The sequence below is a fragment of the Mixta sp. BE291 genome (genome assembly GCF_031457955.1).
Taxonomy (GTDB): Bacteria; Pseudomonadota; Gammaproteobacteria; order Enterobacterales; family Enterobacteriaceae; genus Mixta.
Genome location: NZ_JAVDXN010000001.1, coordinates 619,190 through 645,072, shown reverse-complemented (window position 1 = coordinate 645,072; position 25,883 = coordinate 619,190). Strand labels below are relative to the sequence as shown.

Genomic DNA, 25,883 nt, shown 5'->3' with positions numbered 1-25,883 from the left:
TCAGGCCGCGTGGCGCTGTTTTTCATACAGGAAATGCAGAATCTGCTGGCGCAGATGGTGATAATGCGGGTCGTCCGCCAGCGCGACGCGTGAACGCGGACGCGGCAAATCGATGGTAAGAATTTCGCCCAGCGTCGCCGCAGGGCCGTTGGTCATCATCAGCACCCGATCTGACAGCAGCACCGCTTCGTCAACATCATGGGTGATCAGCACGATAGTGGTGTTCAGCTCCTGTTGAATGCGCATCACGCTGTCCTGCAAGTGAGCGCGCGTCAGGGCATCCAGCGCGCCGAACGGCTCATCCATCAGCAGCACACGCGGCTTCATCGCCAGCGCGCGGGCGATGCCGATACGCTGTTTCATGCCGCCCGATAGTTCCGACGGGCGTTTATGGGCCGCATGGCTCATCTGCACGCGCGCCAGGTTATGCTCAATCCAGTCGCGCCGCGCCGCCCGGCTCATGCTGTGCTGGAACACCTGATCCACCGCCAGCGCCACGTTCTCCTGCGCCGTCAGCCACGGCAGCAGCGAGTGATTCTGAAACACCATCGCCCGCTCCGGGCCAGGGCCGGCTATTTCGCGGTTATCGCACAGCAGCACGCCGTCGCTGGGCAGCGTCAGCCCGGCGATCAGGTTAAGCAGCGTCGATTTACCGCAGCCGGAATGACCAATCAGACTGAGCGTTTCCCCGGCGCGCACGTCAAACGAGACGTTATCCAGCGCCACAAACTCGCCGTCGGCGCTGTGAAAGCGCTGGCTGACCTTTTGCACCTGAATGATATTTTGCATCGCGTATTCCCCTATTTTTCCCAGCTGAAACGACGCGCCAGCAGCATCAGCCCCTGCTCCAGCAGCAGCCCCACCACGCCGATAACAAAAATGGCGATCAGAATGTGTTCTACGTTGAGGTTGTTCCACTCGTTCCAGATCCAGAAGCCGATGCCCAGCCCGCCGGTCAGCATCTCTGCGGCGACAATCACCAGCCAGGCGATGCCAATCGACAGGCGCACGCCGGTCAGTACCGCAGGCAGCACCGCCGGAAACAGGATTTTGCGCATAATGGTCCACTCAGAGAGCTTCAGCACCCGCGCTACGTTGAGGTAATCCTGCGGAATACGCTGCACGCCTTCCGCGGTATTGATGATCATCGGCCAGATCGAACAGATAAAAATGGTCCAGCTGGAGGCGGGTTCAGCGCGTTGAAACAGCAGCAGGCCAATCGGCAGCCAGGCCAGCGGGCTGACCGGCCGCAGCAGCGCAATCAGCGGATTACACATCTGCGCCAGAAAACGGAAACGCCCGATCAGGAAGCCCGCCGGAATGCCTACCAGCGCCGCCAGGCCGAAGCCCACCGCCACGCGCGTCAGGGAGGCGATAACGTTCCAGCCGATGCCCTGGTCATTGGGGCCGCCGTTATAAAACGGGTGGGCAAACAGCTTCAGCGCCGCCTCGCCGGTGGTCAGCGGCCCGGGAAAGCCGCTGCTGCTCAGCGCCGCGATCTGCCAGATAACCAGCAGCAACAGCAGGCCGCAGCAGGCCGGGATCAGCTGTTTCAGCAGCGCATTCAGGCGTCCGCGACGACGCCGAGGACGCGGCGCAACAGGCGGCAAAACAATCACTTCCGCTACCGCAGGCGCGTTTTCCGCGTCCGGCACGATCTGAGCTCTGTTTTTCATGCGGGTTCTCCTCGGCGTTTAATGGCAAAATCGTTGGCCCAGGCGGCAGGATTGCTGCCATCCCAGATGCGGCCGTCGATCAGGGTGCTGCGCCGCATTTCGCTCTGCGGCAGCGCAATATGGCCAACCGCGCTGGCGGCCTGGCGGTAGATGTCGGTGCGGTTAATGGCGCGCGCCACCGCCAGGTAATCGGGCTGCTGTTTCAGCAGGCCCCAGCGCTGGAGCTGGGTTAAAAACCACATGCCATCCGACAGCCACGGATAACTCACTTCGCCATCGCGGAAAAACTGCATGGGATGCGCATCCTGCCAGCGGCGGCCGAGACCATCCTGATACTGTCCAAGCATGCGTCCGGTAATCATCTCCGGCTGAGTATTGAGACAGGCGCGTCCGGCAATCGCCCGCGCCGTTTCGCGGCGGTTATCGTCGGACGCGTCGATCCAGCGGGCGGCATCCAGCACCGCTGCGGTCAGCGCGCGGGCGGTGTTGGGGTTCTCATTAACCCACTGCGCGCGCGTGGCGAGAATTTTCTCCGGATGATCCGGCCAGACCTGTTGGCTGGTCACGGCGGTATAGCCGACCTGCTCGCTGATGGCGCGCTGGTTCCACGGTTCGCCCACGCAGAAACCGCTCATGTTGCCGATTTTCATGTTCATCACCATCTGCGGCGGCGGCACCACCAGCAGACGCAGGTCGCGGAACGGATCGATGCCGACGCTGGCCAGCCAGTAATAGAGCCACATGGCGTGCGTGCCGGTGGGAAAGGTATGGGCAAAGCGCAGACTTCCCGGTTCGCTGGCGGCGACCCGCTGTTGCAGGCTGTTGCCGTCGTTAACGCCCTGCGCCCGCAGCTGCTCAGAGAGCGTAATCGCCTGACCGTTATTGTTCAGCGTCATCAGGTTCGCCATCGGCTGCTGTTTCCCGGCGATACCGAGATGCAGGCCGTAGATCATGCCGTACAGCGCATGTGCGGCATCCAGTTCGCCGGAGGCAAGCTTATCGCGCACCGCCGCCCAGCTCGCTTCTTTCGACGGCTGCAGGCTGATGCCATATTTTTTATCGAATCCTTTTAACGCCGCCATCACCACCGGCGCACAGTCGGTCAGTGGAATGAAACCCACACGCACCTGTGGCTTTTCCGGCGCATCGGAACCCGCCGCCCAGACCACGCTGCCAAGGCCCGGCACCAGAGCGCTGCCCGCCGCCAGGGCGCTACCGACGAGAAAACGACGACGTGACGACATAAAACGCGCGTTGCTCATTCTGTGGTTCCTGAAAAAAAGAGATAAAAAAAGGCGTCCGTCGCATAGGCTATAAGCCTGCGTTCGGACACCTTTATCCAAAGCACCGATTTCACCGCCGTTGGCGAAACCCGTGCGCATATTGTGTTTAGATTATTGCAAGCGGCGTGCCAGCTTTTTGCCGCCGCCGGACGCGCCCTGACGGGGGTTAATGCCCGCAGGCGCACTCCGGTGTAACAAATTACGCACGTTAATTGTGCAGCTACCTGTTTTGGGGCAGCGAGAAGGCGGCGGCCACCTCGACCATTGCGCCGGCAATCTCCGCTACCCGCTTGTTTTGATCCATCGCCATCTTGCGCAGCGTATGCCACGCCTGCTGTTCGTCGTACTGGTGATGCTGCATCAGCAACGCCTTGGCGCGATCGATCTGTTTACGCTCCGCCAGCGTCGCGTGCATCGCCGCCAGCTCTTCGCTTTGCGCCTGTAGCCGCTGGGCCTGATTCTCAATCAACGCCAGCAGCGAGCGTCCCAGCTGCGGCGCGATGCCGCTGGCATCCAGCGTGCCGCCCTCTTCCAGCCAGGGGGTGTTCGCCACATAGAGGCTGTAGGCCAGCGGCGCCTGGCCGCTGGCGCACGGCGGTGCGGCGCGGGAAACGTCCAGCTGCACAATCCCCTCGCGACAGACCTGCATGACCCGTCGCCGCAGCCGCTCTTCAATTTGCTTCATGCCGTCCAGCCGCTCGCTAAGCAGCTGAAACCAGCGCAGCGCATCGGCGGCGCGCGCGCTCATCCCGCTACAGGCGATGCGCCGCAGCTTTTCGGTTTCCTGACCCGCTTCGGCGATGGCGCGCCAGGCCTGTAGGCTCTGCTCATCGGCAAACTCACAGAAAGTACGAAAACAGCGCTCTTGCGCCTCCAGCAGCGTGACCAGCTGCTGACGATCCTGGCTGCTGAATTTTCCGGCGGCAAAGCCTGCCGCGCCGGTGGCCCGCTCCTGTCCGGCCAGCTCTTTGCCCTGCATAAAGCTGAACAGCGCCAGCAACGTGCGCGATATGCTGTGGCTGGCATTATCCGCCGCTTCAAAGATCAGATGCAGCAGGTGGCGAATCAGCTCGCTGAATTGCTGCATCGCTTCAATATGCGGCAGCTGACGATGCTGTACCTGTTGCCGCAGCGCCGCCAGCCCGTCGAGCGCCTGCAACGCCAGCGCCATCCGACCATAAAAGCGGCTGGCGGCGGCGCGCGTTTCCGGCGGCGGCAGCTGCGCCAGCATCGCGTTCAGCGCGTTATCGACCTCAAGCTGGCGCGTCGCCAGATGCGGCGGCAATAAATCAGTTGAGCTACAGAGCCAGAGCGTGGAAATACCGCGCTCACGCTGCAAGCCATGAATCAGCGCGCTGATTGCCGTCAGCAGCGCGTCGTTATCCAGCAGTTCCTGCAAGGCCAGCTGTTCGCTTTCCCGTGACGCTGACCAGTAACGCCAGCCATAACCGGTGATGTTTTGCATCGTCGCCCGTCCCGTAAAAAGTTTTCAGGCAAAGATTAAGCAAAGGGCGTGCCGCTTATACGCACGGCGCGAGAATAGTTTTTACTTATATTTTACTCCGCTGCCTCAAGTTGTTTACACAGATTACCGATACCCGAAACAGTGATTCACGTTCCATGAGGCTCCAGCATGCTCTCTTCAATTCGTGCCCGTATTGTTGCTATAACCACCGCCTGCGTGGTGGTGGCGTTAATGGTTAATGCCACGCTGAACTACCTGGTGACCGAAAAATATAACCAGCAGGCGATCACCAGCACGCTGGAAGCGGTGGCTGACAGCCATAACGCCGCCATTGCCGAGTGGGTGGCGAGTAAATCCACCATGATCGCCTCGCTGCAATCGGTGGCGCTGAGCGCCGATCCGATCGCCGCGTTCCAACAGATTGCCAGGGCGGGTGGCTTTACCAACGTCTATGCCGGTTACGCCAGTAAAGTTGCGAAATTTTCCGACGCCGCCGGTATTCCCGCTGATTTTGATCCCACGGGCCGCCCGTGGTATTTGCAGGCGCAGGCGGCGGGCAAGCCCATCGTGACGCCGCCCTATGTCGATGTCGCCAGCGGCAAACTGGTGGTCGCCTTCGCCGTTCCGGTGATCCAGAACGGCACGCTCCAGGCGGTGCTCTCCGGCGATGTGGCGATGGATAGCGTGGTGGCGAACGTTGGCTCGATTCATCCTACGCCCGCCAGCAGCGGCCTGCTGATCGATAACAACGGCACCATCGTGACCACCAGCGATATGGGCATGGCCCTGAAGCCGCTGAAAACGCTGTTGCCGGATCTGGATGTGCCCACCCTGCTCAGCAGCACAACGCCGGTAGCGGCGCAGCTTAACGGCGTCGATAAGCTGTTGCTGGCGAAGCCGGTCAGCGGCACCGACTGGTATCTGGTGGTGGCGCTGGATCGTGCGGAAGCTTACGCCGGGATGCATTCGCTGCTTTCCGCTTCGGCGATATCACTGATCCTGCTGGTGCTGGTGACCGCGCTGGTGATTAGCCTGCTGATTGGCGCGCTGATGCGTCGCCTGCTGCTGATTCGTGATGCGATGCGCGCGATCAGTTCCGGCGATGACGATCTGACCCAGCGTCTGCCGGTTAACGGCAATGATGAAGTATCGCAAATCGCCTGCGCCTTTAATGCCTTCACCGATAAGCTGGCGACGGTTATGACGCAGCTGCGCGACGCCAGCGGCTCGGTGCAGGTCGCCGCCAATGAGATCGCCAGCGGCAATGCCGACCTCTCCGGCCGTACCGAACAGGCGGCCAGCAACCTACGCGAAACGGTCAGCGCCATGGATGCCATTAGCCAGTCGGTGACGGAATCAACCCAGTCGGCGATGCAGGCGAATCAGCAGGCGGCGTCCGCTTCTGAAGCCGCACGACGCGGCGGCGAGGTGGTCTCCAGCGTTATCACCACCATGCAGACCATCGAGCAGGCCTCCGGCAAAATCGGCGATATCATTAGCGTGATCGACGGCATCGCCTTTCAAACCAATATCCTTGCGCTGAACGCGGCGGTCGAGGCGGCGCGCGCCGGTGAACAGGGACGGGGTTTTGCGGTGGTCGCAGGCGAAGTGCGTAATTTGGCGCAGCGCAGCGCCCAGGCGGCAAAAGAGATCAAAACGCTGATCGACAGCACCACCGAAAGCGTGGCGACCGGCTCGCGCTATGTACGCATGGCGGGCGAAAGCATGGATAACATCGTCAGCAGCGTCGCCAGCGTATCTGACATTATGGAGGGCATTACGCTGGCCAGCGAAACCCAGCTGCACGGCATTCAGGGGGTGCATTTAGCCATCGGCAAACTGGATGAAATGGTGCAGCAGAATGCCGAGCTGGTAGTGGAATCGACTGCCGCCGCCGCCGCGCTGAAATTCCAGGCCAACGAACTGGCCGATACCGCCGGTCACTTCCGTCTGTAAATTCTGAAATAGCCTGTCCGACGGCGCTCCAGCGCCGTCGGGTCATCCTCTGCTGCCCGCCACTTTCTTTTTTCGCGTATTGCATTAAGCCTGCGCTACGCCTGCATTGCTGTCTATACTTGCCACATAATGTTTCGCGCCTGCCCGCGGGCAAACGCGCGCTGAAGGTATGCGGCGGCAAATAACATGAGAAACAGACCCGCGCAATGGTTTGAAATCTCAAAAGTGTCAGGTAGACTGAGCCTGGTTTTATCTTTCTGTAAATCTGAGCAATTTTTCCAGCCAGCCGCGTCACCTTTCGGCAAGCATCCAGCTTGCCTGCCGCGTCTCTGCGCTACAGGCACTGGCTTTTGTCCAGATAATCTGATGAGATCGTGAGGATCAAAGTGAAAATTCGTTTCGCGCTGACATTACTCGCTGTTATAACCGTTGCCGGCTGTAAACCACCTCCACCGCCCGTCAATGACGACACGCTGGTCAGCAGCACCGTCAACGGCGTGACGCTGGTGCATCGCCACGCGGTCAGTGCGCCCGGCGAGTTTACACCGGTGGATGAATCTTACCGCGCGTTGTATAACGCCTCGGTGATGACCCTGCCTGACTACGGCGGCAAGGTGGTGCGCTATCTGGAAAACGGCAAGCCTTTCCAGGTGTTGGGTAAGGTGGAGAATAACTGGCTGGCTATCGCCGAGCCGGATGATACGCAGCTGATCGGCTATGTACCGATGAAGGCTGGCGTGCCCAGCGACCGCTATGAGCAGGCGCTGCGCAACGATCGCCCGCGTCCGCGTCGCGCCAGTAAGCAAGTCTGTGTTGATGTCGGCGGTGACAGTAAAGCCTGCCGCAAAGACAATACCGCGACCTGGATCCTTGATTAAGTTACGCCTGTCGGCGCACAGCCCGGCAGGTACTCCCGGTTACTGCTGAAAATGGGATATTTTCAGTCTGGAATAATGTGATTCAATGACGCCTGTAGATACTGCCCGTGAAGCACATGACACGAGCACGGATAATATATTACTGGCAGCGGCCTCCCCGCTGTTGAATACCATTGTGCATATTCGTATGGCCGCCACGCATGACGACCCGGCCGGGCTGCGTCTGCAGCTGGTGGAAGAGGTGCGTCAGTTTGAAAACCGCTGTAAAAAAGCGGGCCTGCCGTTTGAAACCATTATTGGCGCACGTTACTGCCTGTGCAGCACGCTGGATGAAGCGGCAGCGCAAACGCCGTGGGGCATTCGCGGCGTCTGGTCAGGCAACGGCTTGCTGGTGACCTTCCATAACGAAAGCTGGGGCGGCGAAAAGTTTTTCCAGCTGCTCTCCCGGCTTTCACAAAATCCGACGCAACACCTGGCGCTGCTGGAAGTGATTCATTATTGCCTGCTGCTGGGCTATGAAGGCCGCTATCGCGGCATGGAGAATGGCCGCCAGCAGCGTGATACCCTGCGCACGCGCCTCGGGCAGCTGATTGTTGAAACGCGTCAGGGCCAGGATGCGCCTGCCAGCGTAACGGTTGAACCCCGGCCGCTGACCAGTGAATTCTGGCGACCGCCGGTGCCGCTCTGGAGCTGTTTCCTGATTACCGCGTTGATTGCCGGTTTATTTTACAGCGGCCTGAACTGGCGGCTGGGCAACCAGGCAGAGCCGCTGCTGCGCGCCCTTTATCAGGCTCCGCTGCCTGAGGTGACGTTGTCACGCGGGGCGACGCCGCAATCCCTGCTTAATTTGCGTCAGCGTTTAAGTGATGTGCTGGCCGCCGGTCAGCTGGAAGTCAGCGACGGCCCCTTCGGCAGCAAAATTATTCTCCCCGCGGATAAACTTTTCGCGCCGGGCGCCACCGCGCTGAACAGCTCAGGACGCGCATTGCTGATGCGTGTCGCTGCGGCCGTGCAGGATATCAAGGGCACGCTGCTGGTTTCCGCCTATACCGATAACCGCGTTGCGCCGAGTAGCCGCTTCCCTTCCAGCTATGAATTTTCTCTGGCGCGCGCGAAAGCGATTACCGCCTTGCTGAATCAGCAACTTTCCGCCGGTCATCAGGCGAAAGCCGAAGGACGCGGCGATAGCGAGCCGCTGCTGCCGAATGACAGCGAAGAGAATCGCGCCCGCAATCGACGTATTGAAATTACGCTGTTCGCCTCACCGGCTCCGGTGAACCCCGCGCAAAAGGAGAAGCCGTAATGAAGAAAGTATGGCCCCCGTTGCTTGCCAGCCGCCTGGCCTGGGGCTTTCTCGGCATCAGCGCCTTTGCCTGCCTGGTCTGGATTGTTGGCCCGCTGTTGATCGTTAACGATACGCGCCCGCTGGAGCCGGTGTTTAATCGCCAGCTGGTGATTGGCCTCGGCTATTTTTTCTGGATTTTGCTGCAGCTGATCCCACGGCTCTACAACGCCTGGTTTAATAATCGTCTGCTGACCAACCTGCAACAGCAGGCGATGATCGATCCGATTGAGCAGCAGGCAACGGAAAATATGCTGACCGATCGCTTTAACGAAGCTATCGCGCTGCTGAAAAAACCGCAGTTTGGCCGTAAACGTCACGGCAGTCGCTGGCAGCGCTATAGCGCGCCATGGCTCTATCAACTGCCGTGGTACATGATGGTCGGCGCGCCGGGCGCGGGCAAAACCACCGCCCTGCTCAATTCCGGGCTGGAGTTTCCGTTAACCGACAGCCTTGGCAAAAGCGCGGTGCGCGGCATCGGCGGCACGCGCCACTGCGACTGGTGGTTTACCGATCGCGCCGTGCTGCTGGATACCGCCGGTCGTTATACGTTGCAGGAGAGCCAGCGCGCCCGTGACGCCAGCGAATGGCAAACCTTTATTGCGCTGCTCAAGCGCTATCGCGCGCGTCAGCCGATTAACGGCGTGATCATGACAATAAGCGTGGCCGACCTGCTCAGCGATGCCGCCGAGGCGCGTTATGCGCAGGCCAACGCCCTGCGTCAACGGATGCAGGAGCTGCACCAACAGACCGGCATCGCTTTTCCGGTCTACATCATGGTGACCAAAACCGATCTGCTGAAAGGCTTTATGGGCTATTTCGCCACACTGGATAAGCAGCAGCGCGACCGTATCTGGGGCTTTACCTTTCCCTGGGAAGCGAACCGTGAAGGCAGCCATACGCTTAACCGCCATTTCGAACAGCAGTTCACGCTGTTGCAGCAGCAGCTACAGCGCGATGTGGCGCACCGGATGACGCAGCAGAATGACCTGGTTCAGCGCGCCGATTGCTTCCTGTTCCCACAGGAGTTCGCCTCGCTGCGCCCGCTGCTGGCGGAATATCTGGATATTATCTTTTCCCCGGTCGGCGGCGCGGTCGCCTGGTCGCCGCGCGGCCTGTTCTTTACCAGCGGCACCCAGGAAGGTCTGCCTTTCGACCGCATTATGGGCCAGCTGACGCGTAAACTGCAGCTGCCGCGCACCGGCGAACACTCTATCGCCGCCTGGGATAGCGTTAACCGTGCCGCGCCCATTCCCGGCAACAAGGGACAAAGCTATTTTATTCGCCATCTGCTCAGCGATCTGATTTTTGCCGAAAGCGGGCTGGCGGGCAGCGATCGCCGCTGGGAAGATCGCAACCGTCTGCTGCACCGCACCGCCTGGGGGGCGATGGCCGCCGGGCTGCTGCTGGCCTGTGGCCTGTGGGTAACCAGCTATCTGCAAAACCAGCACTATTTGCAGCAAATTGCGCAGCGCGTCCCGCCGTTGACACAACAGGGCAAGGAACTTTCCCGGCAAAACGTCGGCACCATTTTCGATCTGCTACCCTATTTGAATAGCCTGGTGAAATTGCCGCAGGTAGCGAGTTTCTCGCTGGATAGCCCGCCGCTCAGCATGCGTGCCGGGCTGTATCGCGGCGATCAGGTCAGCGATGCCGCCTGGGTGCTGTATCAGAATGCGCTGAAATCATTGTTATTGCCGCGCGTCGCACAGGAAATTACGCGGATTCTGGGCAGTGATAAAGGCGGTGACAGCGAGTTTAGCCGTAATGCGCTGCGCGCTTATCAGATGCTGTATCAGCCGCGTAACTATGATGGTGAATTCCTGCGCGGCTGGTTGATGCAAAACTTACAGCGTACCCTGCCTGCGAACGTGACCACGCACGATCTCCAGCAGCTTGACTGGCATCTCAGCCAGCTGCTGGACCGGCAGATTCAGTCGTCGCCTTTCGCTCGCGACAACGCATTAATTATGCGTAAGCTGGCGGCCAACCTGGCGAGTTCAACGGCGGACGGCAAACAGTTGGCGACCGCGCCCGCAGGAACCGTGCAGCAAGCGGGCCATCGGCATCAGTGAGGTAACGGTTATGGCGGAGAAATTAGCCCCCGGCTGGTACGGCAAGTTACCGGTTACCGGCGATTTTCTGCAGCGGCGGCTGGCGGAAAATTTGGTCACCGGATGGTCCAACTGGTTTCAGCAGGGGCTTTCCCAGGGGCATCAGCAAAAAGAGACGGCGGAAGCCTTTCTGCGCGCCCCGGTATGGAACTTTATTATTCCGGTGACGCCCGGCTTTCAGCGCATTCAAATGGGCTGTTTGCTGCCCTCACGCGATCGCGTTGGCCGCAACTGGCCGCTGGTGGCGGTAAAAACCTTTACCCCGGAGCAGTGGCATCCGGCGCAGCTGATTATCGCCGGTGACTGGTATCGTCAGCTGGGCAACTGTCTGCTGCAGGCGGTACGCGAGCCGCAGCCGGTGGAAGTGCTGGATCAACATCTGCTGGCGCTGGCGCCGCTGCCGGTGCCGGAAAAACAGCGCTCCGCGATTATGGATGTGATCGGCTATCAGGATCTGCCCTGCACCTTAAGCTGGCGCGAAGTCGCCGATCGCTTTAACCCGCAACATTTTATCAGCTACTGGTGGAGCAACCGCTGCGACGGATTTCCTCACGCCACGCACAAACACAGCGGCATCTTAAATGCCCAGCTTTTTTCCCTGCTGTTTAACCCGGCCGCGGGCGCGCAGCCGGGGCGTAACGGTCTCTACCCACCGATGTTCGAGTAGTGCCTTTGTCCCGACTTTTGATGCAGGAATCATCATGCGATTTACCATTGTGCAACAGACTGGCGTGCCCCATCAGACGGTGGAATTTTTACCTCCCGGCGGAACCATCGGCCGCAGTCAGGACAACGATTTAGTCCTGCCGGATGAAGCGCGGGCTATTTCTCGCCTGCAGGCGGTGGTTCATGTTTCAGCGCAGGGTGAATGCCGCCTGACCAATCGCGGCAGCGTCACCACCGTGGTGCTAAACGGACGTCCGCTGGATCGCGACAGCCAGGTAACGCTACAGCATGGCGATACCCTGGCCGTTGGCGATTATCAAATTGAAGTGCGCGATCCGCGCCATGAAACCGTGAGCGAAAATCTCGCCAATAGCCTTGATCCGCTGTCGCTGTTTCAGCAGCACGCCCTGACCGACGATCCGCTGGGTATGGCGCAACATGAGGCGTCGCCGATGCGGGTGACCAGCACGCTGGAGGAGCCTGCGGTAGTGGATAACGGCGCCAGCCGCGCCAACACGCACAGCGGCGGCCGCCTGGATATCGATCCGCTGCCGCGTGACCAGAGCGAGCGCAGCGAAAACGCCGAGCCCTGCAGCGATAGTCGGCTGATTCAGGCGCTGCTGGACGGCATGGGGCTGGATAACCACGGCAAGGAAGCGTTGACCGAAGAGCAGATGCGCATGACCGGCCGCATCCTGAGCCTGTTTTCACAGGGCACAGTGGCGCTGCTCTCCTCGCGCTCGATCCTTAAGCGCGGGGTGAAGGCGGAAATGACCATGATCCTCAACGAGGCCAACAACCCGTTTAAGATTTTGCCGTCGGGCAAAACGGTGCTGATGCAGATGTATCAGAGTCAGATGCCCGGCTTTATGCAGCCGGAACAGGCGGTGCGCGATGCGCTGGTGGATTTACAGGCGCATCAGCTCGGCATGATTGCCGGTATCCGGGCGATTATCGCCGCGATGCTGCAATCGTTTAATCCGCAGCGGCTGGAAGATAACGCGCGACAGGATGGTCAACTGCCCAAAATGCGTTTTACCGCCCATCGCAAAGCGGCGCTGTGGGACTATTTCATGCGCAGCTACCAGCGCACCGCCGGTGAGCTGGAGGATGATTTCCACTCCCTGTTCGGCGAAGCGTTTTTGCACGCCTATGATATGGAAGTGAACCAGTACAAAGACTCTCAGACGCGGATGGAGAACGAATGAATATCGCCTTTGCTATGACCTCGCAACAGGGCGAGCGTACCAGCAACCAGGATCGGCTGGGGCATCTGCTGACCGAACAGAACGCCTGCTTTGCGGTGTGCGATGGCGTGGCCGGTCTGCCCGGCGGCGAACAGGCGGCGCGCATCGCCTGCGATACGCTGCTGGATACGCTTGGTGCGCTGCCGCTGTTTACCCTTCAGGAGAGCCGCCAGGCAATTGAAAAAAGCGATCGCGCCATCCGTGAAGCACAGCAGATAAATCCGAAATTACAGCGCATGAGTACGACCCTCGCCGCGCTGTTTATTGACCGCACCCAGCAGCTGGCGTGGTGGGCGCACGCGGGCGATAGCCGCATTTATCATTTCCGGCGTGGCTACCTGAAACAGGTGACGCACGATCACAGTCTGGCGCAGCGCATGAAGGATGCCGGTTATGAAAATACCGGCATTAACAGTAATTTACTTTATAATGCGCTCGGAGCTGAAACGATGCGCGAGGTGAGTTACAGCGAGGTGATTACGCTGGAAGATGGCGACGCCTTTCTGGTGTGCAGCGACGGCTTTTGGCTGCATCTGGCGACTGCCGAAATGGAGCAGGCGCTGCGCATGGTCAATAGCTGCGAAGAGTGGCTAACGCTGATGCAACAGGCCATCGATCGGGTACGCAAGCACGATAACCTGAGCGCCTTCGCCATTTGGGTCGGGTCGCCGCAGGAGACGACATTATTACAGTCACTGGCTGATTCGGCACGCCTGTTGCCGCCTCGCGATTAATTCCAGGGAGCATTATGAGATTGCTGATTACATGCCCACAGGCGATAAAATTTGGCGTGACCGGCGCTATCGCGCTGTTTACGGCCTTTGCTGCCAACGCCGAGAATTACCGCGTGGTCTATTCCCCCAGCATGGCGCTGGAGGTGTTTATTGATAATGTCGCCAGCAACGCGCCGCAGGACTGGTGTAAAGATACGCTGCACCTGCGCATTGTTTCCGGTGAAAGCAAAGATTCGACGGTATTAACCACTTTTTTACCCCGCGTCGGTACGCTGCTGGCCAACCAGTGTGGCAAGTTGCAGGAGCTGCCGTGGGAGATGATGGATGGCCAGGGCGCAGCGCTGGCGAGCGGAACCGCGGTGAAAGCGCAAAACTGGCGGCCCATTGTCACCGCCGATGCGACCGCCACGGCGAACGCCGATAACGCCGCTCCGCTCGATCTTTCACGCCCCGCCAACAGCGAGCCGCTACAGCATTTCGACCTGCCGGGCGGCTGTCATTTCCGCACCTGGTGGGATGAAAGCGGCCAGTCGATGTTTATCCCTGATAATCGCGATCTGAGCTGCTCGACCGAGGGGTGGCTGGAAGGCGCCAGCCAGTTAACGCTGGTGAGCGACGGCAAAAGCGAACCGGTTACGGTGCATTTCTGGCAGGGCTATCCGCTGATTGGTCTGAAGCCCGACAGCGCGACCTTAAGCATCGTGAATATCAATAATCAGCGCATGGTGGTGACCAACGCCAATGCGGAAGATAGCTGGGCGATCCTGCCGTTTGATAATCATCTGCACCTTTGGCAGTTCAACGGAACGCTGCTGGTCAAAATGGATAAAAGCGCCGCACAGGATCTTTCGGCGGTCAGAGCGCGGGTTAGCGCCGTGCGCAAAGCCTGGTCAGGCATGCTGCCTGCTAAGCAAAAAGTCACCGTTATGCTGGTGGATGCGCTGCATCCCGATCTCGCCGATCCGGCGATTGGCGCATACCGCACCTTAAATTAAACGCAGGCGCGTGCCTGCAGTAAACAGGCCGTAAACGCTCAGAGAGTGGTAACTATGTCGGCAAATGAAGAGCAGAATATGGTGGCTGGCGCCCTCCCGGCGGGCCATCGATTCAATGAGTTTGAAATCAAGGATGTGATTGGCGGCGGCGGTTTCGGCATTGTCTACCGCGCGTGGGATCATTTGCTGGAACGTACTATCGCCATTAAAGAGTATATGCCAGCGTCGCTGGCGATACGTAATGACGACCTGTCGCTTGGCCTGCGCAGCGAACGATTCAGCAAACTGTTTAACGCCGGGCTGAGCAGCTTTATTCAGGAAGCCCGCCTGCTGGCGCGCTTTAACCATCCCGGCCTGCTGCACGTGCTGCGCTTCTGGGAAGAGAACGGCACCGCCTATATGGGCACGCTCTGGTATAGCGGCATGTCGTTAAAAGCATGGCAACAGCAGCATCCGGATACCATCAATGAAGCGTGGATACGTCAGCTGCTGCCGCCGCTGTTTGGCGCGATTGGCACCATTCATCAGGCGGGCTATCTGCATCGCGATATCGCGTTGGATAATATTCAGATTCAGGATAACCAGCTGCCGGTGCTGCTGGATTTTGGCTCGGCGCGTAAAGAGATCGGCAACCTTTCCGATGAAACGGAGATCATGCTGAAACCAGGCTACGCGCCGATAGAGCAGTACAGCGAAGAGACCGATAGCGATCAAGGTCCCTGGACCGATATCTATGCGCTGGGCGCGGTGCTGCATACGCTGATAACCGGCAGCCCGCCGCCCGCCAGCGTGGTGCGCTGCATTGAGGATCACTATCAGCCGCTGGCGCAGCGTCAGCCTGAAGGCTATTCGCTGTCGCTGCTGCATGCCGTCGATCGCGCGCTGATGATGAAGCCTTCTGAACGCCCGCAGTCGGTGGATGAGCTGGCGACGCTGATCTCTCTGCCGGTTAGCGATGTCCAGCAGCTGGTGAGCCAGGTCAATGCGGTGCAGGAGAAAGAGCCGGAAATGGCCCCTACGCCGGAACCGGTGGTGCTGGCGGTGAATCACGGCGCTGCCAGCGCTGAGCCGCTCACCCTGCGCGCACCGCGTCGTCTTTCGCTGCCGTTGATTTTACTCAGCGGCGGCGCATTGCTGGCGGTGATTGCTATCGCCACTCTGGTGAACAGCGGCGGCGATCAGCCAGCCGAAACCACCCGCGAAAACAGCGCGCCAGCCGAGGCGGCGCAGCCGCAGCCGCAGGGCAGCGGCCCGACGCTGGCAACGGTCTATCTGCGTTTACGCAGTAACGAGACGGTAAGCCTGAACGGGGAAACGCTGGATGTGAAGCCGAGCAACAACGGCTACGCGGCGCTGAATCTCGCCGCTGGTCGTTATCTGATTGAAGTACAGCAGGAGGATGGCGTACACAGTCAGCAGTTGGAGATAAACCGCGCCGGAACCTGGCTGATTAATCCGGCACGCAAGAAGTAATTTGCCGGGGCTAGCCCTGTAAGCCGTGATGCGTCACCTGCAGTTCGCGTACCTGTCTGGCCAGATCGGACAGCGCGGTATCTTCCATACCGCGCTGGTGCAGCTCTTGCGCCAGGGAAAACAGGTACTGCGCGTTGGTGCCCAGCGGCCCGCTGGCATGGGCAATCAGCGGCGCGATAGTATTTGAACAGGTGTCCGCTTCATATAACGGATGACGCGGATCCATGATAAATACCAGCGCCGAGACCCGGCGGCCATCTTTTAGCGTCAGCTCGCGCCAGCTGGGCAGGTAGCAGCCGGTCACCATTTCACGTTTCCACAACAGCTCCAGTTCTTCATGCAGCCGCTCATGCGGCAGACGAAAAGCCAGCCCGCTGGTGATGCCGCCCTCTTTCAACGCCAGCATGCGTCCGGGCTGCTGCGCCGTGCCGCGTCCTGCGGTTAAGCGCAGACAAAACGCGCGATGCCAGCCGTGCAGCGTGGCAGCCGCCACCTCTTCTGCCTCAAATACCGGATTCCACATCAGGGAGCCGTAGCCAAAAATCCAGACCGGACTGTTGTCGGGCCGACAAGCCAGCGTTGCTGCCAGCGATGCCGCGCGTTGTTCACTGGTCCATAACAGCGACTCTTCAATTTCGCCAAAAGCGGTTTTACAGTCTGCTTTTAATAAGAATTCGCGTGTTAACAACCTTACCTCCTCAGCCTTGCTTATCTTACCTCTGTCGTATCGCCCTCGCGCCTGCGAGGGATCACCGCAGCGCGGCTGCCGTTGCGTCAGAATTAAGAAACCTTATTCATTTCCGCCAGCGCTTGCAAGCGTGAAGCCGAACGCATACATATTCGATGTTATAAAAAGCATCGGCGGCGCGAAGGAACTCTTGAGTGATTTAAGGGAAATTTTTATCGTGAGAACTAACGGGGAGCGAACCGGGGTAATATGACGCAGCGGTCAGCGCGCGCGCGGGGAAAATCATTCAGCCCGATACGCCGAAGCATAATATTATCCGGCAACATGGCGCGGGGAAAATGCTGGCCAGAGGCGCAACATTACTGACCCGATAAACAGACGTAGCTACGGCTTTTGGCCGGGTACAGGGCGCACCCGGCGACGCGCTTATTTTTTGGGATGCCACTTATCGTCATCACCCTTTTCATATTTACTTTTTACCGCCGCCCAGGCCACCTTATGGGCGACTTCTTCACGCGATTCGTCGCCCCGCCGCGCTTCTTTCTCTTTGTATTCATCCCAGGCGCTGTTAAACGCCGCCTGATAAATATCCTGCGCATGGGCAGGCAGGACATTTTTGACATTATCCGGCAATGAAGCTGTGGTTTTATAAGGCATATTTCCTCCTGTGATCGTCGATTTAAGTGTGGCCTGGCATGATTTTTTACGCAAACCTTGCGGCTAAGGCGCTGTTGATCTTTTCTGACGCAGAAGCGCTATAAGCTCTGGTTTACCACGCCATTTCCAGCTTTAAGCGGTAGTTTGATTATATTTTTATTATCGTAATGTCTTGATTTAAATATAGTTACCGGAGATTTCTCATAAAAATTAACGTTCTGAACTTATTCGCGCAAAAAAGTAAACTAAAGTAAAAAAGCATGCATATTTATGTCAGGCCACTACACTGTTGGCGCTGGTAAAAATGATTACAGCGTTTAATCTTTAGAGGCCCGCTATTGGGTTTCTGTAATAAGGGATGTCCCGATCAGACAGGAGGATATGTTGCCTATGGGTACACACGACAGCAAGAAAACCCGCCATACCGAATATTCACTTTTTTTCCCTCTGGCTGCGCTGGCTGTTTTATGGTTTTACGGTAGTGCAGATTCTCTGCCGCTGGTGATATCCATTAATCTGTTAGCGCTGGTAGGCATTTTGTGCAGCGCCTTTAGCGTGGTACGTCATGCGGACGTGCTGGCGCACCGACTGGGCGAGCCTTATGGTTCGCTGATTTTGAGTCTGTCGGTGGTGATTCTGGAAGTCAGCTTGATTTCGGCGTTAATGGCTACCGGCAGCGCCGCGCCCGCGTTGATGCGCGATACGCTTTATTCCATCATTATGATTGTCACCGCCGGGCTGGTAGGGTTTGCGCTGCTGCTGGGCGGCCGAAAATTTGCCACGCAGTATGTTAATCTTGCCGGGGTGAAACAGTATCTGATTGCTATTTTTCCGCTGGCGATTCTGGTTCTGGTGTTCCCCAATGCGCTGCCGGGCGGCAATTTCACCACCACGCAGGCGCTGATTATTTCCGCTATTTCCGCCGCCATGTATGGCGTGTTTCTGCTGATCCAAACTAAAACGCACCAAAGCCTGTTTATCTATGAGCATGAAGATGAAGGCGATGATGACGATCCGCATCACGGTAAACCGTCCGCCCACAGCAGCCTTTGGCATGCGATCTGGCTGGTGATTCACTTGGTGGCGGTGATCAGCGTAACTAAAATGAACGCGGGCCCGCTGGAGCATCTCCTCACTGAACTCAACGCGCCTGAACAGTTTACCGGCTTTTTGGTGGCGCTGCTGATTCTGTCGCCGGAGGGTCTGGGTGCGATTAAAGCGGTGCTGGCGAATCAGGTACAGCGCGCCATGAACCTGTTTTTTGGTTCGGTGCTGGCGACCATTTCCCTGACGGTGCCGACGGTAACGCTAATCGCCGCGATCACCGATCAGCAGCTGATTTTCGGTCTGGAACCGCCGCATATGGTGGTGATGAGCGCGGTGCTGATCCTGTGTAATATTTCGTTCTCGACTGGCCGCACCAATGTCCTGAACGGTGCGGCGCACCTGGCGCTGTTTATCGGCTATCTGATGACGATTATGCTGTAAGTTTGCTTGCCCAACCGGCACGCAGAACCATAAAAAAAGCAGCGGGTTAACCGCTGCTTTTTTGATCCACAAGCCTGCGCACTTACTTGCTGGTGTCCAGCTCCGGGAAGCCTTTTACCAGATCGTCAATCGCTTTCATCTGCGCCAGGAATGGTTCCAGCTTGTCCAGCGGTAGCGCGGACGGGCCGTCGCATTTTGCGTTAGCCGGATCCGGATGCGCTTCAATAAACAGACCCGCAATGCCCACCGCCATACCGGCGCGCGCCAGCTCAGCAACCTGCGCACGACGACCGCCGGAAGCGGCGCCAAACGGATCGCGCGTTTGCAGCGCGTGGGTGACGTCGAAGATCACCGGGCTGTTGTTAGAAACGCGCTTCATGACGTTGAAGCCCAGCATATCAACCACCAGGTTGTCATAACCAAAGTTAGCGCCGCGATCGCACAGAATAACCTTGTCGTTACCGCCTTCGGCAAATTTTTCAACGATATTGCCCATCTGGCCTGGGCTAACGAACTGCGGCTTCTTGACGTTGATGACCGCGCCAGTTTTCGCCATCGCTTCAACCAGATCGGTCTGACGCGCCAGGAAGGCAGGCAGCTGAATGACATCAACCACATCGGCAACCGGCTGCGCCTGGGACGCTTCATGCACGTCAGTAATGATTTTCACGCCGAAGGTTTGCTTCAGCTCCTGGAAAATCTTCATGCCCTCTTCCAGGCCCGGACCGCGATAGGAGCGAATTGAGGAACGGTTAGCTTTATCAAAAGAGGCTTTGAAAACGTAAGGAATGCCCAGTTTGTTGGTTACGGTGACGTAATGTTCGCAGATGCGCATCGCCAGATCGCGCGACTCCAGTACGTTCATTCCACCAAAGAGTACAAACGGCAGATCGTTGGCGACCTGAATATCACCGATACTGACAACTTTTTCTTTCATGCCTTCGCCTTTTTTCATTGAATGGTCAACACCGCTTAGTGCAGCGTCACCTGTTTCTGTTCTATTGCGTGAATCTGAACTTTAATCATCTCGCTGACCGGATCTTCCGGGCACTGCTCAACAAAGTAGATCAGATCGCTCAGGGCAACGTGTTCACAATCAAGCTGGGCGTAAATCAGCCCGCGATCGCGAATTTCATACGGGTCGTCCGGGTCGATCTCCAGCAGCAGGTTACAGACATTCAGCGCCAGCTCCATGCGCTTCTCTTCCATCAATGCCGTTTTCAACGTATCCAGCATTTTGCGGACCACGGTAGCGGATTCCGCCTCATCGAGATCTTCGTCATACAGCTCCGCCGTTGGGCTGATGTTGCCCTTCAGCCAGACTTCCAGCGTATGCTCACTCAGCGTGTCGCCGTTAAATGGATTGATCAGCCACATTTCGCCATCCATCCAGTCGGCGCGCAAAATCAGCTGCGTCGGGAAAATCACCGGCATTAGCGGCAGCTCCAGCTGATGCGCAATATGCAACAGCACCACGCCGAGCGACACCGCCGTTCCCCGACGCGTGTTTAACACGTTATCCAGCCAGAGCACGTCGGAAAGCTTGTAGACGCCGCTGGCGCCGCCAAATTGCCACTTTTTATAAAACAGCTCCAGCAGCTTTTCCAGCTGAAAATCGGGCCCTTCTACTGTGGAAACCCAGGCGCGCGCTTCTTCAACCAGCGCCTGCAGCTGCGCGTTTACCGTTTCTGCCGGAAAGTCAGTGCGGATAGCGCGCGAAGTGGCGATCACCGCTTCACACAGCGGCGCTTCGCTAAAATCGATATTTGTTACGGATGTCATACAATCCCCAAAAGCGGCACTTTGGTTACGGCCAGCTTAATAATGATGCCCAGCACCGCCAGCGCCACGATAAAGGCAATCCAGCGTACTTTAGCCTCACGCGGGCGGCGGCCAAATGCCACTACGCCCAGGGCGACATAGATAATAACGCCAAACAGCTTTTCCGTCAGCCATGTACCCTGCGGCGAAAACGGATAAAAGTGCGTAATCACTACCAGAGAGATCCCGGTAATAAACAGCAAGGTATCATTGACATGCGGCACGATGCGCACCCAGCGCTGCGACATCATCGCCGAACCGCGTTGCAGCCAGAAAAAACGCAGCATAAACAGCAGTACCGTCACGGCGACGGTGAGCAGATGAAGATGTTTAATTACGCCATAATAAGCAGCCATAGTGCTCTCCCTGTTAATAATTGGCCAGCGTTACGCGGTCGTGACCGGCATAGTCCTGGCAGGTTTCTGCTGCCTGATAGTTATGGGCCGAGAGGATAGTACGCACTGCGGCGCCCTGTTGCCAGCCATGCTCCAGCATTATCGATCCTTCCGGCAGCAGGTAGTCGCGGGCGGCCTGCGCAATATGCCGAATATCGGCCAGCCCCTGCTCATCCGCGACCAGCGCGCTGAGCGGCTCAAAGCGTACGTCGCCCTGCTGTAAGTGCACGTCGGCGGCATCAATATAGGGAGGATTGCTGACAATCAGCGCAAAGCGTTGGCCCGCCAGCGCGCTGAACCAGTCGCTCTGCAGGAAAGTGGCGTTGGCGATGTGCAATTTTTGTGCGTTGTGCTGCGCCAGCGCGACCGCTTCCGCTATCCGATCGACGCCGATAACCCGGCAGTCGGGCCGTTCGCTGGCGATGGCTAACGCCACTGCGCCGGTGCCGGTGCCGAGATCGAGAATATCCACCGCGTGATGAGGCAGACGCGCCAGCGCCTGCTCCACCAGAATTTCAGTATCGGGACGTGGAATCAGGGTAACCGGCGAAACGGTGAGCGGCAGCGACCAGAACTCCCGTTCGCCGGTCAGATGCGCAACCGGTTCGCCACGCGCGCGCCGGGCGATAAGCGTATCGAGCTGTGCCAGCTGCGCAGCCTCCAGCGGCGTCTCATCAAACGCCATCAGCCAGCTGCGCGACTTCCCGGTAACAAAAGAGAGCAGCACTTCGGCATCGCGCTTCGGGCTTTCGCCGCCGCACAGCGTGGCGCAGGCGGCTTTTAACCAGCTGCGAATCTCCATTAATCCTGCCCGGACAGCGCAGCCAGCTGATCGGCCTGATGCTCCTGCACAATCGGTTCGATCAGGGTATCCAGCTTGCCTTCCATCACCTCATCCAGACGATAGATCGTCAGGTTGATGCGATGGTCGGTTACGCGCCCCTGCGGGAAGTTGTAGGTACGAATACGATCGGAGCGATCGCCGCTGCCTAACAGATTGCGACGCGTGGACGCTTCCTGCTCATGCCGGCGGGCCATCTCAGCAGCATGAATACGCGCGCCCAGCACCGACAACGCTTTGGCTTTGTTTTTATGCTGGGAACGTTCGTCCTGACACTCCACCACAATGCCGGTCGGCAAGTGGGTGATACGGATCGCGGAGTCGGTGGTGTTAACGTGCTGACCACCAGCACCCGACGAGCGGAAGGTATCAATTTTCAGGTCGGACGGATTGATATCGGGCAGTTCTGCTTCCGGCAGCACCGGCATCACGGCAACCGTACAGGCGGAGGTGTGGATGCGTCCCTGAGATTCGGTTTCCGGCACGCGCTGCACGCGATGGCCGCCGGACTCAAACTTCAGCCGACCATAAGCGCCTTCGCCGCTGACGCGCGCGATCATCTCTTTATAACCGCCGTGCTCGCCTTCGTTGGCGCTAATCACTTCCACACGCCAACGGCGCGCTTCGGCAAAGCGGCTATACATACGGAACAGGTCCCCGGCAAAAATCGCCGCCTCGTCACCGCCTGCACCGGCACGTATCTCTACAAAGCAATCGCGTTCGTCGTCGGGATCTTTCGGCAGCAGCAATACCTGTAGCTGCTGTTCCAGCTCTTCGCTCTGCGTACGGGCCGTTTTCAGCTCGTCCATGGCCATATCGCGCATTTCCGCATCGCTCAACATCTGCTCGGCGGTGGCAATATCTTCCTGCACCTGCTGCCATTGACGGAAGCATTTACTGACGTCGGTAAGCTGAGCATATTCGCGCGAAAGCGCACGGAAACGCTCCTGCTCGGCGATGACGCTGGCATCGCCAAGCATCGCTTCCACTTCTTCGTGGCGCTCCTGCAAGGCTTCCAGTTTGGCAACAATAGAAGTCTTCATCTGGTATGGTTTACCCTGTATTGGTGTGGAATTGTTCTAGTCCAGCCCGAGGCTGTCACGCAGGATCTGCAGGCGCTCACCGTCGCCGTCGCGTGCAGCCTGCTGCAGGGATTTTGTAGGGGCATGAATCAGCCGGTTGGTTAGCTTATGGGCCAGGTCTTGCAGCACGTCCTGCGCATCGGCGCCCTGCTGCAACGCGGCCAGCGCTTTTGCTTCCAGCTCAGCACGTATTTGCGCCGCCTGATCACGATAGTCGCGAATGGTTTCGACCGCGCTTTGCGCGCGCAGCCAGGCCATAAACTCACAGCTCTCCTGCGCAACGATGGTTTCAGCCTGGACGGCTGCCGCCTTACGCTGAGCCATGTTGTTTTCAATAATCGCCTGCAGGTCATCAACGCTGTAAAGATAGGCGTTAGCCAGCTTGCCGACTTCCGGCTCGACATCGCGCGGTACGGCGATATCCACCAGCAGCATCGGCTGATTACGGCGCGCTTTTAACGCCCGCTCAACCATGCCCCGACCGATAATCGGCAGCGGGCTGGCGGTGGAGCTGATAATAATATCCGCTTCCGCCAGGCGGCTGTCGATCTCCGAAAGGCTGATGACTTCCGCGCCCACTTCATCCGCCAGCAGCTGAGCGCGCTCGCGGGTACGGTTGGCGATGATCAGTTTTTTAACGTGATGTTCGCGCAGATGGCGCGCCGCCAGCTCGATGGTTTCGCCCGCACCGACCAGCAATACGTTAACGGTCGCGAGCGATTCAAAGATCTGGCGCGCCAGCGTACAGGCGGCAAAAGCCACAGAAACGGCGCTGGCACCGATCTCGGTTTCGGTACGCACCCGTTTGGCAACGGAAAAGGTTTTCTGGAACATGCGCTCCAGTTCGCTGGAGAGCGAATGGCCGCGCTGCGAGTCGGCAAAGGCTTTTTTCACCTGGCCTAAAATTTGTGGCTCGCCGAGCACCAGCGAATCCAGCCCGCTGGCGACGCGCATCAGATGGCTCACCGCCTCATTGTCATGATGCCAGTAAAGGCTTTTACGCACCTCGTCTTCGCGCAGGCCGTGATAGTCACATAGCCATTGCACCAGACGTTCATGCAGGTTTTCCTGCTGCTCTACGCTAAGATAGAGTTCTGTGCGGTTACAGGTGGACAGCACAACGCCCCCCTGCACCATCGGCTGCGCCAGCAGGCTGTTTAAAGCCTGTTCCAGCGTATCCGGCGAGAAGGTCACTCTTTCGCGTAAGGCAACAGGTGCCGTTTTATGATTTATTCCGAGGGCCAGCAGCGTCATGGTGAATCAGATCGGGTTATCCCAATGTTGTTGGGGTTTTATGGGGCGCATTCTACAAGATGCGTGGGATCATGAAAAGCCATACAAAGACTATGACTGTAATAAGATATAGCTGATAAGACTAAATTTCGACAATCTGACGTTGACGGGTAACAGGTGAATGATTAGCGTTACTCGTTTGGCGTTAAAAAAGTGTTTGAGGAGAAGATCCGGTGTTTGACTCGTTTATCCGTCGCCCTTTGCGACTGTTACCCCTTGCCAGCGTGTTGCTGGCGGCCTGTACCATCAATAAACCACAAGGCCCCGGTCAAAGCCCGACCTCCCCGCAGTGGCAGCAGCATCAGCAGGCGGTACAAAAAATTACGCAGTATCAAACACGCGGCGCTTTCGCCTGGCTTTCCGATCGGCAAAAGGTTTACGCGCGCTTTAACTGGCAGCAGACCGCGCCTGACCGCTATCGCCTGTTGCTGACCAACCCGCTCGGCAGCACGGAGCTGCAGCTGGATGCGCAGGGCGAAACGGTGCAGCTGGTGGATAACAAAGGCAAACGCTACGTCAGCAACGACGCGGAGAAAATGATCTCTCAGCTGACCGGCATGGATATTCCGCTGGCGAACCTGCGGCAGTGGATGCTTGGCCTGCCGGGCGACGCCACCGACTTCACGCTGGATGAGCAATATCAGCTGCGTACGTTGAGCTACAGCCGCAACGGGCTGCAGTGGGATGTCACCATTCAGGGCTATGACAACAAGGTTAACCCCGCCTTGCCTGCCAGCATTGAGCTTAAACAGGGCGATAAACGCATTAAACTGCGCATGGATAGCTGGACCGTACAATGATCACCACCTGGCCTGCACCGGCGAAACTTAATCTGTTTCTCTATATCACCGGCCGTCGTGCTGACGGCTACCACAATCTGCAAACGCTGTTTCAGTTTCTCGATTATGGCGACAGCCTGGAGATTACGCCGCACGCGCATGGCGAGATCCGTTTATTAACGCCGGTGGTCGGCGTGGCGCATGAAGATAACCTTATCGTGCGCGCCGCGCGGCTGTTAATGCACGCCGCTGCCGAACGCGGCACGTTGCCGCCGCAGGCGGGCGCGGATATCGCCATTGAGAAGCGCTTGCCGATGGGCGGCGGGCTGGGCGGCGGCTCGTCCAACGCCGCTACGGTGCTGGTCGCGCTTAATCATCTGTGGCAGACCGGGCTGGACACCGACACGCTGTGTGCGCTGGGGCTGCAGCTGGGTGCCGATGTGCCGGTGTTTGTGCGCGGTCACGCCGCTTTCGCTGAAGGCGTGGGCGAGGCGTTGCAACCCGCTACGCCGCCAGAGAAATGGTATCTGGTGGCGCACCCTGGCGTCTCGGTTTCTACGCCGCACGTGTTTAACGATCCTGAACTGTCGCGTAATTCGCCGGTACGCTCATTTGCTGCGCTGTTACAGGCCCCTTTCAGCAATGATTGTGAGACAGTCGTAAGAAAACGTTTTCGCGAGGTTGATGCGCTTGTTTCCTGGCTGCTAGAATACGCGCCGTCGCGCCTGACAGGAACCGGCGCTTGTGTGTTTGCAGAATTCGACACCGAGTCCGCTGCCCGTCAGGTGCTTGAGCTGGCCCCGAACGGGATGCAGGGATTCGTGGCGCAAGGCGTAAACCTTTCGCCTCTCCATCGCATTCTTTCCGGGCACCTGGCGTGATGTGACAGTGTCACCCTGTTCCTGATGCTGCACAGAACGCTTTAATACACCCGTATGCACGCACGCGACGGATATAGCGCGCCCGTTGCCGTTCGCCTGTTTGCATTCTCTGGACGCAAAGCCTGAGGT

At 58.4% G+C, this 25,883-nt stretch carries 24 protein-coding genes; 12 read left to right on the top strand and 12 right to left on the bottom strand.

The features are described 5' to 3' along the window. The 4 genes from J2X14_RS03120 to J2X14_RS03105 form a co-directional block, all read right to left on the bottom strand. Window positions 1-789, bottom strand: a complete 789-nt coding sequence (locus J2X14_RS03120) for an ABC transporter ATP-binding protein (protein WP_352409744.1) — start codon at window positions 787-789, stop codon at window positions 1-3. An 11-nt stretch (window positions 790-800) separates the two neighbouring features. Continuing rightward, the gene (gene ntrB, locus J2X14_RS03115; protein WP_352409743.1) at window positions 801-1,676 is read right to left on the bottom strand and encodes a nitrate ABC transporter permease; all 876 of its coding nucleotides are present in this window, start codon (window positions 1,674-1,676) and stop codon (window positions 801-803) included. Continuing rightward, window positions 1,673-2,938 carry a CmpA/NrtA family ABC transporter substrate-binding protein gene (locus tag J2X14_RS03110; protein WP_502889960.1) on the bottom strand — a complete coding sequence of 422 codons (1,266 nt, stop codon included), beginning with the start codon at window positions 2,936-2,938 and terminating at the stop codon, window positions 1,673-1,675. The genes ntrB and J2X14_RS03110 overlap by 4 nt, the downstream gene beginning before the upstream one ends. 241 nt (window positions 2,939-3,179) lie before the next feature. Continuing rightward, on the bottom strand, window positions 3,180-4,424 hold the full coding sequence (locus J2X14_RS03105; protein WP_352409742.1) for a nitrate- and nitrite sensing domain-containing protein: 1,245 nt from the start codon (window positions 4,422-4,424) through the stop codon (window positions 3,180-3,182). A 168-nt stretch (window positions 4,425-4,592) separates the two neighbouring features. Here J2X14_RS03105 and J2X14_RS03100 point away from each other — a divergent pair, with 168 nt between their 5' ends. The 9 genes from J2X14_RS03100 (at window position 4,593) to J2X14_RS03060 (ending at window position 15,829) form a co-directional block, all read left to right on the top strand. Continuing rightward, a complete protein-coding gene (locus J2X14_RS03100) occupies window positions 4,593-6,380 on the top strand; it encodes a methyl-accepting chemotaxis protein (protein ID WP_352409741.1) in 1,788 nt (595 codons plus the stop codon). A 386-nt stretch (window positions 6,381-6,766) separates the two neighbouring features. After that, on the top strand, window positions 6,767-7,258 hold the full coding sequence (locus J2X14_RS03095; RefSeq protein WP_352409740.1) for an SH3 domain-containing protein: 492 nt from the start codon (window positions 6,767-6,769) through the stop codon (window positions 7,256-7,258). An 85-nt stretch (window positions 7,259-7,343) separates the two neighbouring features. After that, window positions 7,344-8,561, top strand: a complete 1,218-nt coding sequence (gene icmH, locus J2X14_RS03090; RefSeq protein ID WP_352409739.1) for a type IVB secretion system protein IcmH/DotU — start codon at window positions 7,344-7,346, stop codon at window positions 8,559-8,561. Beyond that, window positions 8,561-10,675 carry a type VI secretion system membrane subunit TssM gene (gene tssM / locus J2X14_RS03085; protein WP_352409738.1) on the top strand — a complete coding sequence of 705 codons (2,115 nt, stop codon included), beginning with the start codon at window positions 8,561-8,563 and terminating at the stop codon, window positions 10,673-10,675. Before icmH ends, tssM begins: the two co-directional genes overlap by 1 nt. 10 nt (window positions 10,676-10,685) lie before the next feature. Next, window positions 10,686-11,381, top strand: coding sequence for a type VI secretion system-associated protein TagF (tagF, locus tag J2X14_RS03080; RefSeq protein WP_352409737.1), 696 nt, complete (start codon window positions 10,686-10,688; stop codon window positions 11,379-11,381). A 34-nt stretch (window positions 11,382-11,415) separates the two neighbouring features. Beyond that, on the top strand, window positions 11,416-12,588 hold the full coding sequence (gene tagH, locus J2X14_RS03075; protein WP_352409736.1) for a type VI secretion system-associated FHA domain protein TagH: 1,173 nt from the start codon (window positions 11,416-11,418) through the stop codon (window positions 12,586-12,588). Next, window positions 12,585-13,361: a PP2C family protein-serine/threonine phosphatase gene (locus J2X14_RS03070; RefSeq protein WP_352409735.1), complete on the top strand. Its 777-nt coding sequence runs from the start codon at window positions 12,585-12,587 to the stop codon at window positions 13,359-13,361. The genes tagH and J2X14_RS03070 overlap by 4 nt, the downstream gene beginning before the upstream one ends. A gap of 44 nt (window positions 13,362-13,405) precedes the next feature. After that, on the top strand, window positions 13,406-14,356 hold the full coding sequence (locus tag J2X14_RS03065) for a hypothetical protein (RefSeq protein ID WP_502889959.1): 951 nt from the start codon (window positions 13,406-13,408) through the stop codon (window positions 14,354-14,356). Window positions 14,357-14,410: 54 nt separating this feature from the next. Further along, a complete protein-coding gene (locus J2X14_RS03060; protein WP_352409733.1) occupies window positions 14,411-15,829 on the top strand; it encodes a serine/threonine protein kinase in 1,419 nt (472 codons plus the stop codon). 10 nt (window positions 15,830-15,839) lie between these two features. On the opposite strand, the gene J2X14_RS03055 is transcribed toward J2X14_RS03060, so the two are convergent. Then, on the bottom strand, window positions 15,840-16,517 hold the full coding sequence (locus J2X14_RS03055; RefSeq protein WP_352409732.1) for a gamma-glutamylcyclotransferase: 678 nt from the start codon (window positions 16,515-16,517) through the stop codon (window positions 15,840-15,842). 426 nt (window positions 16,518-16,943) lie between these two features. Continuing rightward, window positions 16,944-17,174: a putative cation transport regulator ChaB gene (gene chaB, locus J2X14_RS03050; protein WP_352409731.1), complete on the bottom strand. Its 231-nt coding sequence runs from the start codon at window positions 17,172-17,174 to the stop codon at window positions 16,944-16,946. Window positions 17,175-17,564: 390 nt separating this feature from the next. Here chaB and chaA point away from each other — a divergent pair, with 390 nt between their 5' ends. Beyond that, window positions 17,565-18,662, top strand: coding sequence for a sodium-potassium/proton antiporter ChaA (gene chaA / locus J2X14_RS03045; RefSeq protein ID WP_352409730.1), 1,098 nt, complete (start codon window positions 17,565-17,567; stop codon window positions 18,660-18,662). Between the two features lie 82 nt (window positions 18,663-18,744). Here chaA and kdsA read toward each other — a convergent pair whose 3' ends face one another. The 6 genes from kdsA to hemA are packed head-to-tail and all read right to left on the bottom strand — an operon-like array spanning window position 18,745 to window position 24,055. Continuing rightward, window positions 18,745-19,599 carry a 3-deoxy-8-phosphooctulonate synthase gene (gene kdsA / locus J2X14_RS03040; RefSeq protein ID WP_352409729.1) on the bottom strand — a complete coding sequence of 285 codons (855 nt, stop codon included), beginning with the start codon at window positions 19,597-19,599 and terminating at the stop codon, window positions 18,745-18,747. Window positions 19,600-19,634: 35 nt separating this feature from the next. Continuing rightward, window positions 19,635-20,444 (bottom strand): invasion regulator SirB1, encoded by an 810-nt coding sequence (gene sirB1, locus J2X14_RS03035; RefSeq protein WP_352409728.1) that lies wholly within the window; start codon window positions 20,442-20,444, stop codon window positions 19,635-19,637. Then, complete coding sequence (locus tag J2X14_RS03030) at window positions 20,441-20,839, bottom strand: SirB2 family protein (protein ID WP_352409727.1); 399 nt, start codon at window positions 20,837-20,839, stop codon at window positions 20,441-20,443. The genes sirB1 and J2X14_RS03030 overlap by 4 nt, the downstream gene beginning before the upstream one ends. Window positions 20,840-20,852: 13 nt before the next feature. After that, entirely contained in the window at window positions 20,853-21,680 is an 828-nt protein-coding gene (gene prmC / locus J2X14_RS03025; RefSeq protein WP_352409726.1) for a peptide chain release factor N(5)-glutamine methyltransferase, read from the bottom strand. Beyond that, window positions 21,680-22,762, bottom strand: a complete 1,083-nt coding sequence (gene prfA / locus J2X14_RS03020; protein WP_352409725.1) for a peptide chain release factor 1 — start codon at window positions 22,760-22,762, stop codon at window positions 21,680-21,682. The genes prmC and prfA overlap by 1 nt, the downstream gene beginning before the upstream one ends. Window positions 22,763-22,798: 36 nt before the next feature. Then, window positions 22,799-24,055: a glutamyl-tRNA reductase gene (gene hemA, locus J2X14_RS03015; protein ID WP_352409724.1), complete on the bottom strand. Its 1,257-nt coding sequence runs from the start codon at window positions 24,053-24,055 to the stop codon at window positions 22,799-22,801. A 212-nt stretch (window positions 24,056-24,267) separates the two neighbouring features. Between hemA and lolB the strand changes: the two genes are divergently transcribed. Together lolB and ispE are read left to right on the top strand one after the other, a co-directional pair. Continuing rightward, entirely contained in the window at window positions 24,268-24,894 is a 627-nt protein-coding gene (gene lolB, locus J2X14_RS03010) for a lipoprotein insertase outer membrane protein LolB (protein WP_352409723.1), read from the top strand. After that, window positions 24,891-25,754, top strand: coding sequence for a 4-(cytidine 5'-diphospho)-2-C-methyl-D-erythritol kinase (gene ispE, locus J2X14_RS03005; protein ID WP_352409722.1), 864 nt, complete (start codon window positions 24,891-24,893; stop codon window positions 25,752-25,754). The genes lolB and ispE overlap by 4 nt, the downstream gene beginning before the upstream one ends. The last annotated feature ends 129 nt before the right edge of the window (window positions 25,755-25,883 follow it).

Bases quoted from the DNA above. Each gene is read 5' to 3' on its own strand.
- hemA (WP_352409724.1), bottom strand. From the start codon at position 24,055: ATGACGCTGCTGGCCCTCGGAATAAATCATAAAACGGCACCTGTTGCC.
- J2X14_RS03030 (WP_352409727.1), bottom strand. From the start codon at position 20,839: ATGGCTGCTTATTATGGCGTAATTAAACATCTTCATCTGCTCACCGTC.
- J2X14_RS03060 (WP_352409733.1), top strand. From the start codon at position 14,411: ATGTCGGCAAATGAAGAGCAGAATATGGTGGCTGGCGCCCTCCCGGCG.
- tssM (WP_352409738.1), top strand. From the start codon at position 8,561: ATGAAGAAAGTATGGCCCCCGTTGCTTGCCAGCCGCCTGGCCTGGGGC.
- prmC (WP_352409726.1), bottom strand. From the start codon at position 21,680: ATGGAGATTCGCAGCTGGTTAAAAGCCGCCTGCGCCACGCTGTGCGGC.
- chaB (WP_352409731.1), bottom strand. From the start codon at position 17,174: ATGCCTTATAAAACCACAGCTTCATTGCCGGATAATGTCAAAAATGTC.
- tagF (WP_352409737.1), top strand. From the start codon at position 10,686: ATGGCGGAGAAATTAGCCCCCGGCTGGTACGGCAAGTTACCGGTTACC.
- J2X14_RS03070 (WP_352409735.1), top strand. From the start codon at position 12,585: ATGAATATCGCCTTTGCTATGACCTCGCAACAGGGCGAGCGTACCAGC.
- J2X14_RS03110 (WP_502889960.1), bottom strand. From the start codon at position 2,938: ATGAGCAACGCGCGTTTTATGTCGTCACGTCGTCGTTTTCTCGTCGGT.
- tagH (WP_352409736.1), top strand. From the start codon at position 11,416: ATGCGATTTACCATTGTGCAACAGACTGGCGTGCCCCATCAGACGGTG.
- prfA (WP_352409725.1), bottom strand. From the start codon at position 22,762: ATGAAGACTTCTATTGTTGCCAAACTGGAAGCCTTGCAGGAGCGCCAC.
- ispE (WP_352409722.1), top strand. From the start codon at position 24,891: ATGATCACCACCTGGCCTGCACCGGCGAAACTTAATCTGTTTCTCTAT.
- chaA (WP_352409730.1), top strand. From the start codon at position 17,565: ATGGGTACACACGACAGCAAGAAAACCCGCCATACCGAATATTCACTT.
- ntrB (WP_352409743.1), bottom strand. From the start codon at position 1,676: ATGAAAAACAGAGCTCAGATCGTGCCGGACGCGGAAAACGCGCCTGCG.
- kdsA (WP_352409729.1), bottom strand. From the start codon at position 19,599: ATGAAAGAAAAAGTTGTCAGTATCGGTGATATTCAGGTCGCCAACGAT.
- icmH (WP_352409739.1), top strand. From the start codon at position 7,344: ATGACGCCTGTAGATACTGCCCGTGAAGCACATGACACGAGCACGGAT.
- J2X14_RS03120 (WP_352409744.1), bottom strand. From the start codon at position 789: ATGCAAAATATCATTCAGGTGCAAAAGGTCAGCCAGCGCTTTCACAGC.
- J2X14_RS03105 (WP_352409742.1), bottom strand. From the start codon at position 4,424: ATGCAAAACATCACCGGTTATGGCTGGCGTTACTGGTCAGCGTCACGG.
- J2X14_RS03100 (WP_352409741.1), top strand. From the start codon at position 4,593: ATGCTCTCTTCAATTCGTGCCCGTATTGTTGCTATAACCACCGCCTGC.
- sirB1 (WP_352409728.1), bottom strand. From the start codon at position 20,444: ATGACATCCGTAACAAATATCGATTTTAGCGAAGCGCCGCTGTGTGAA.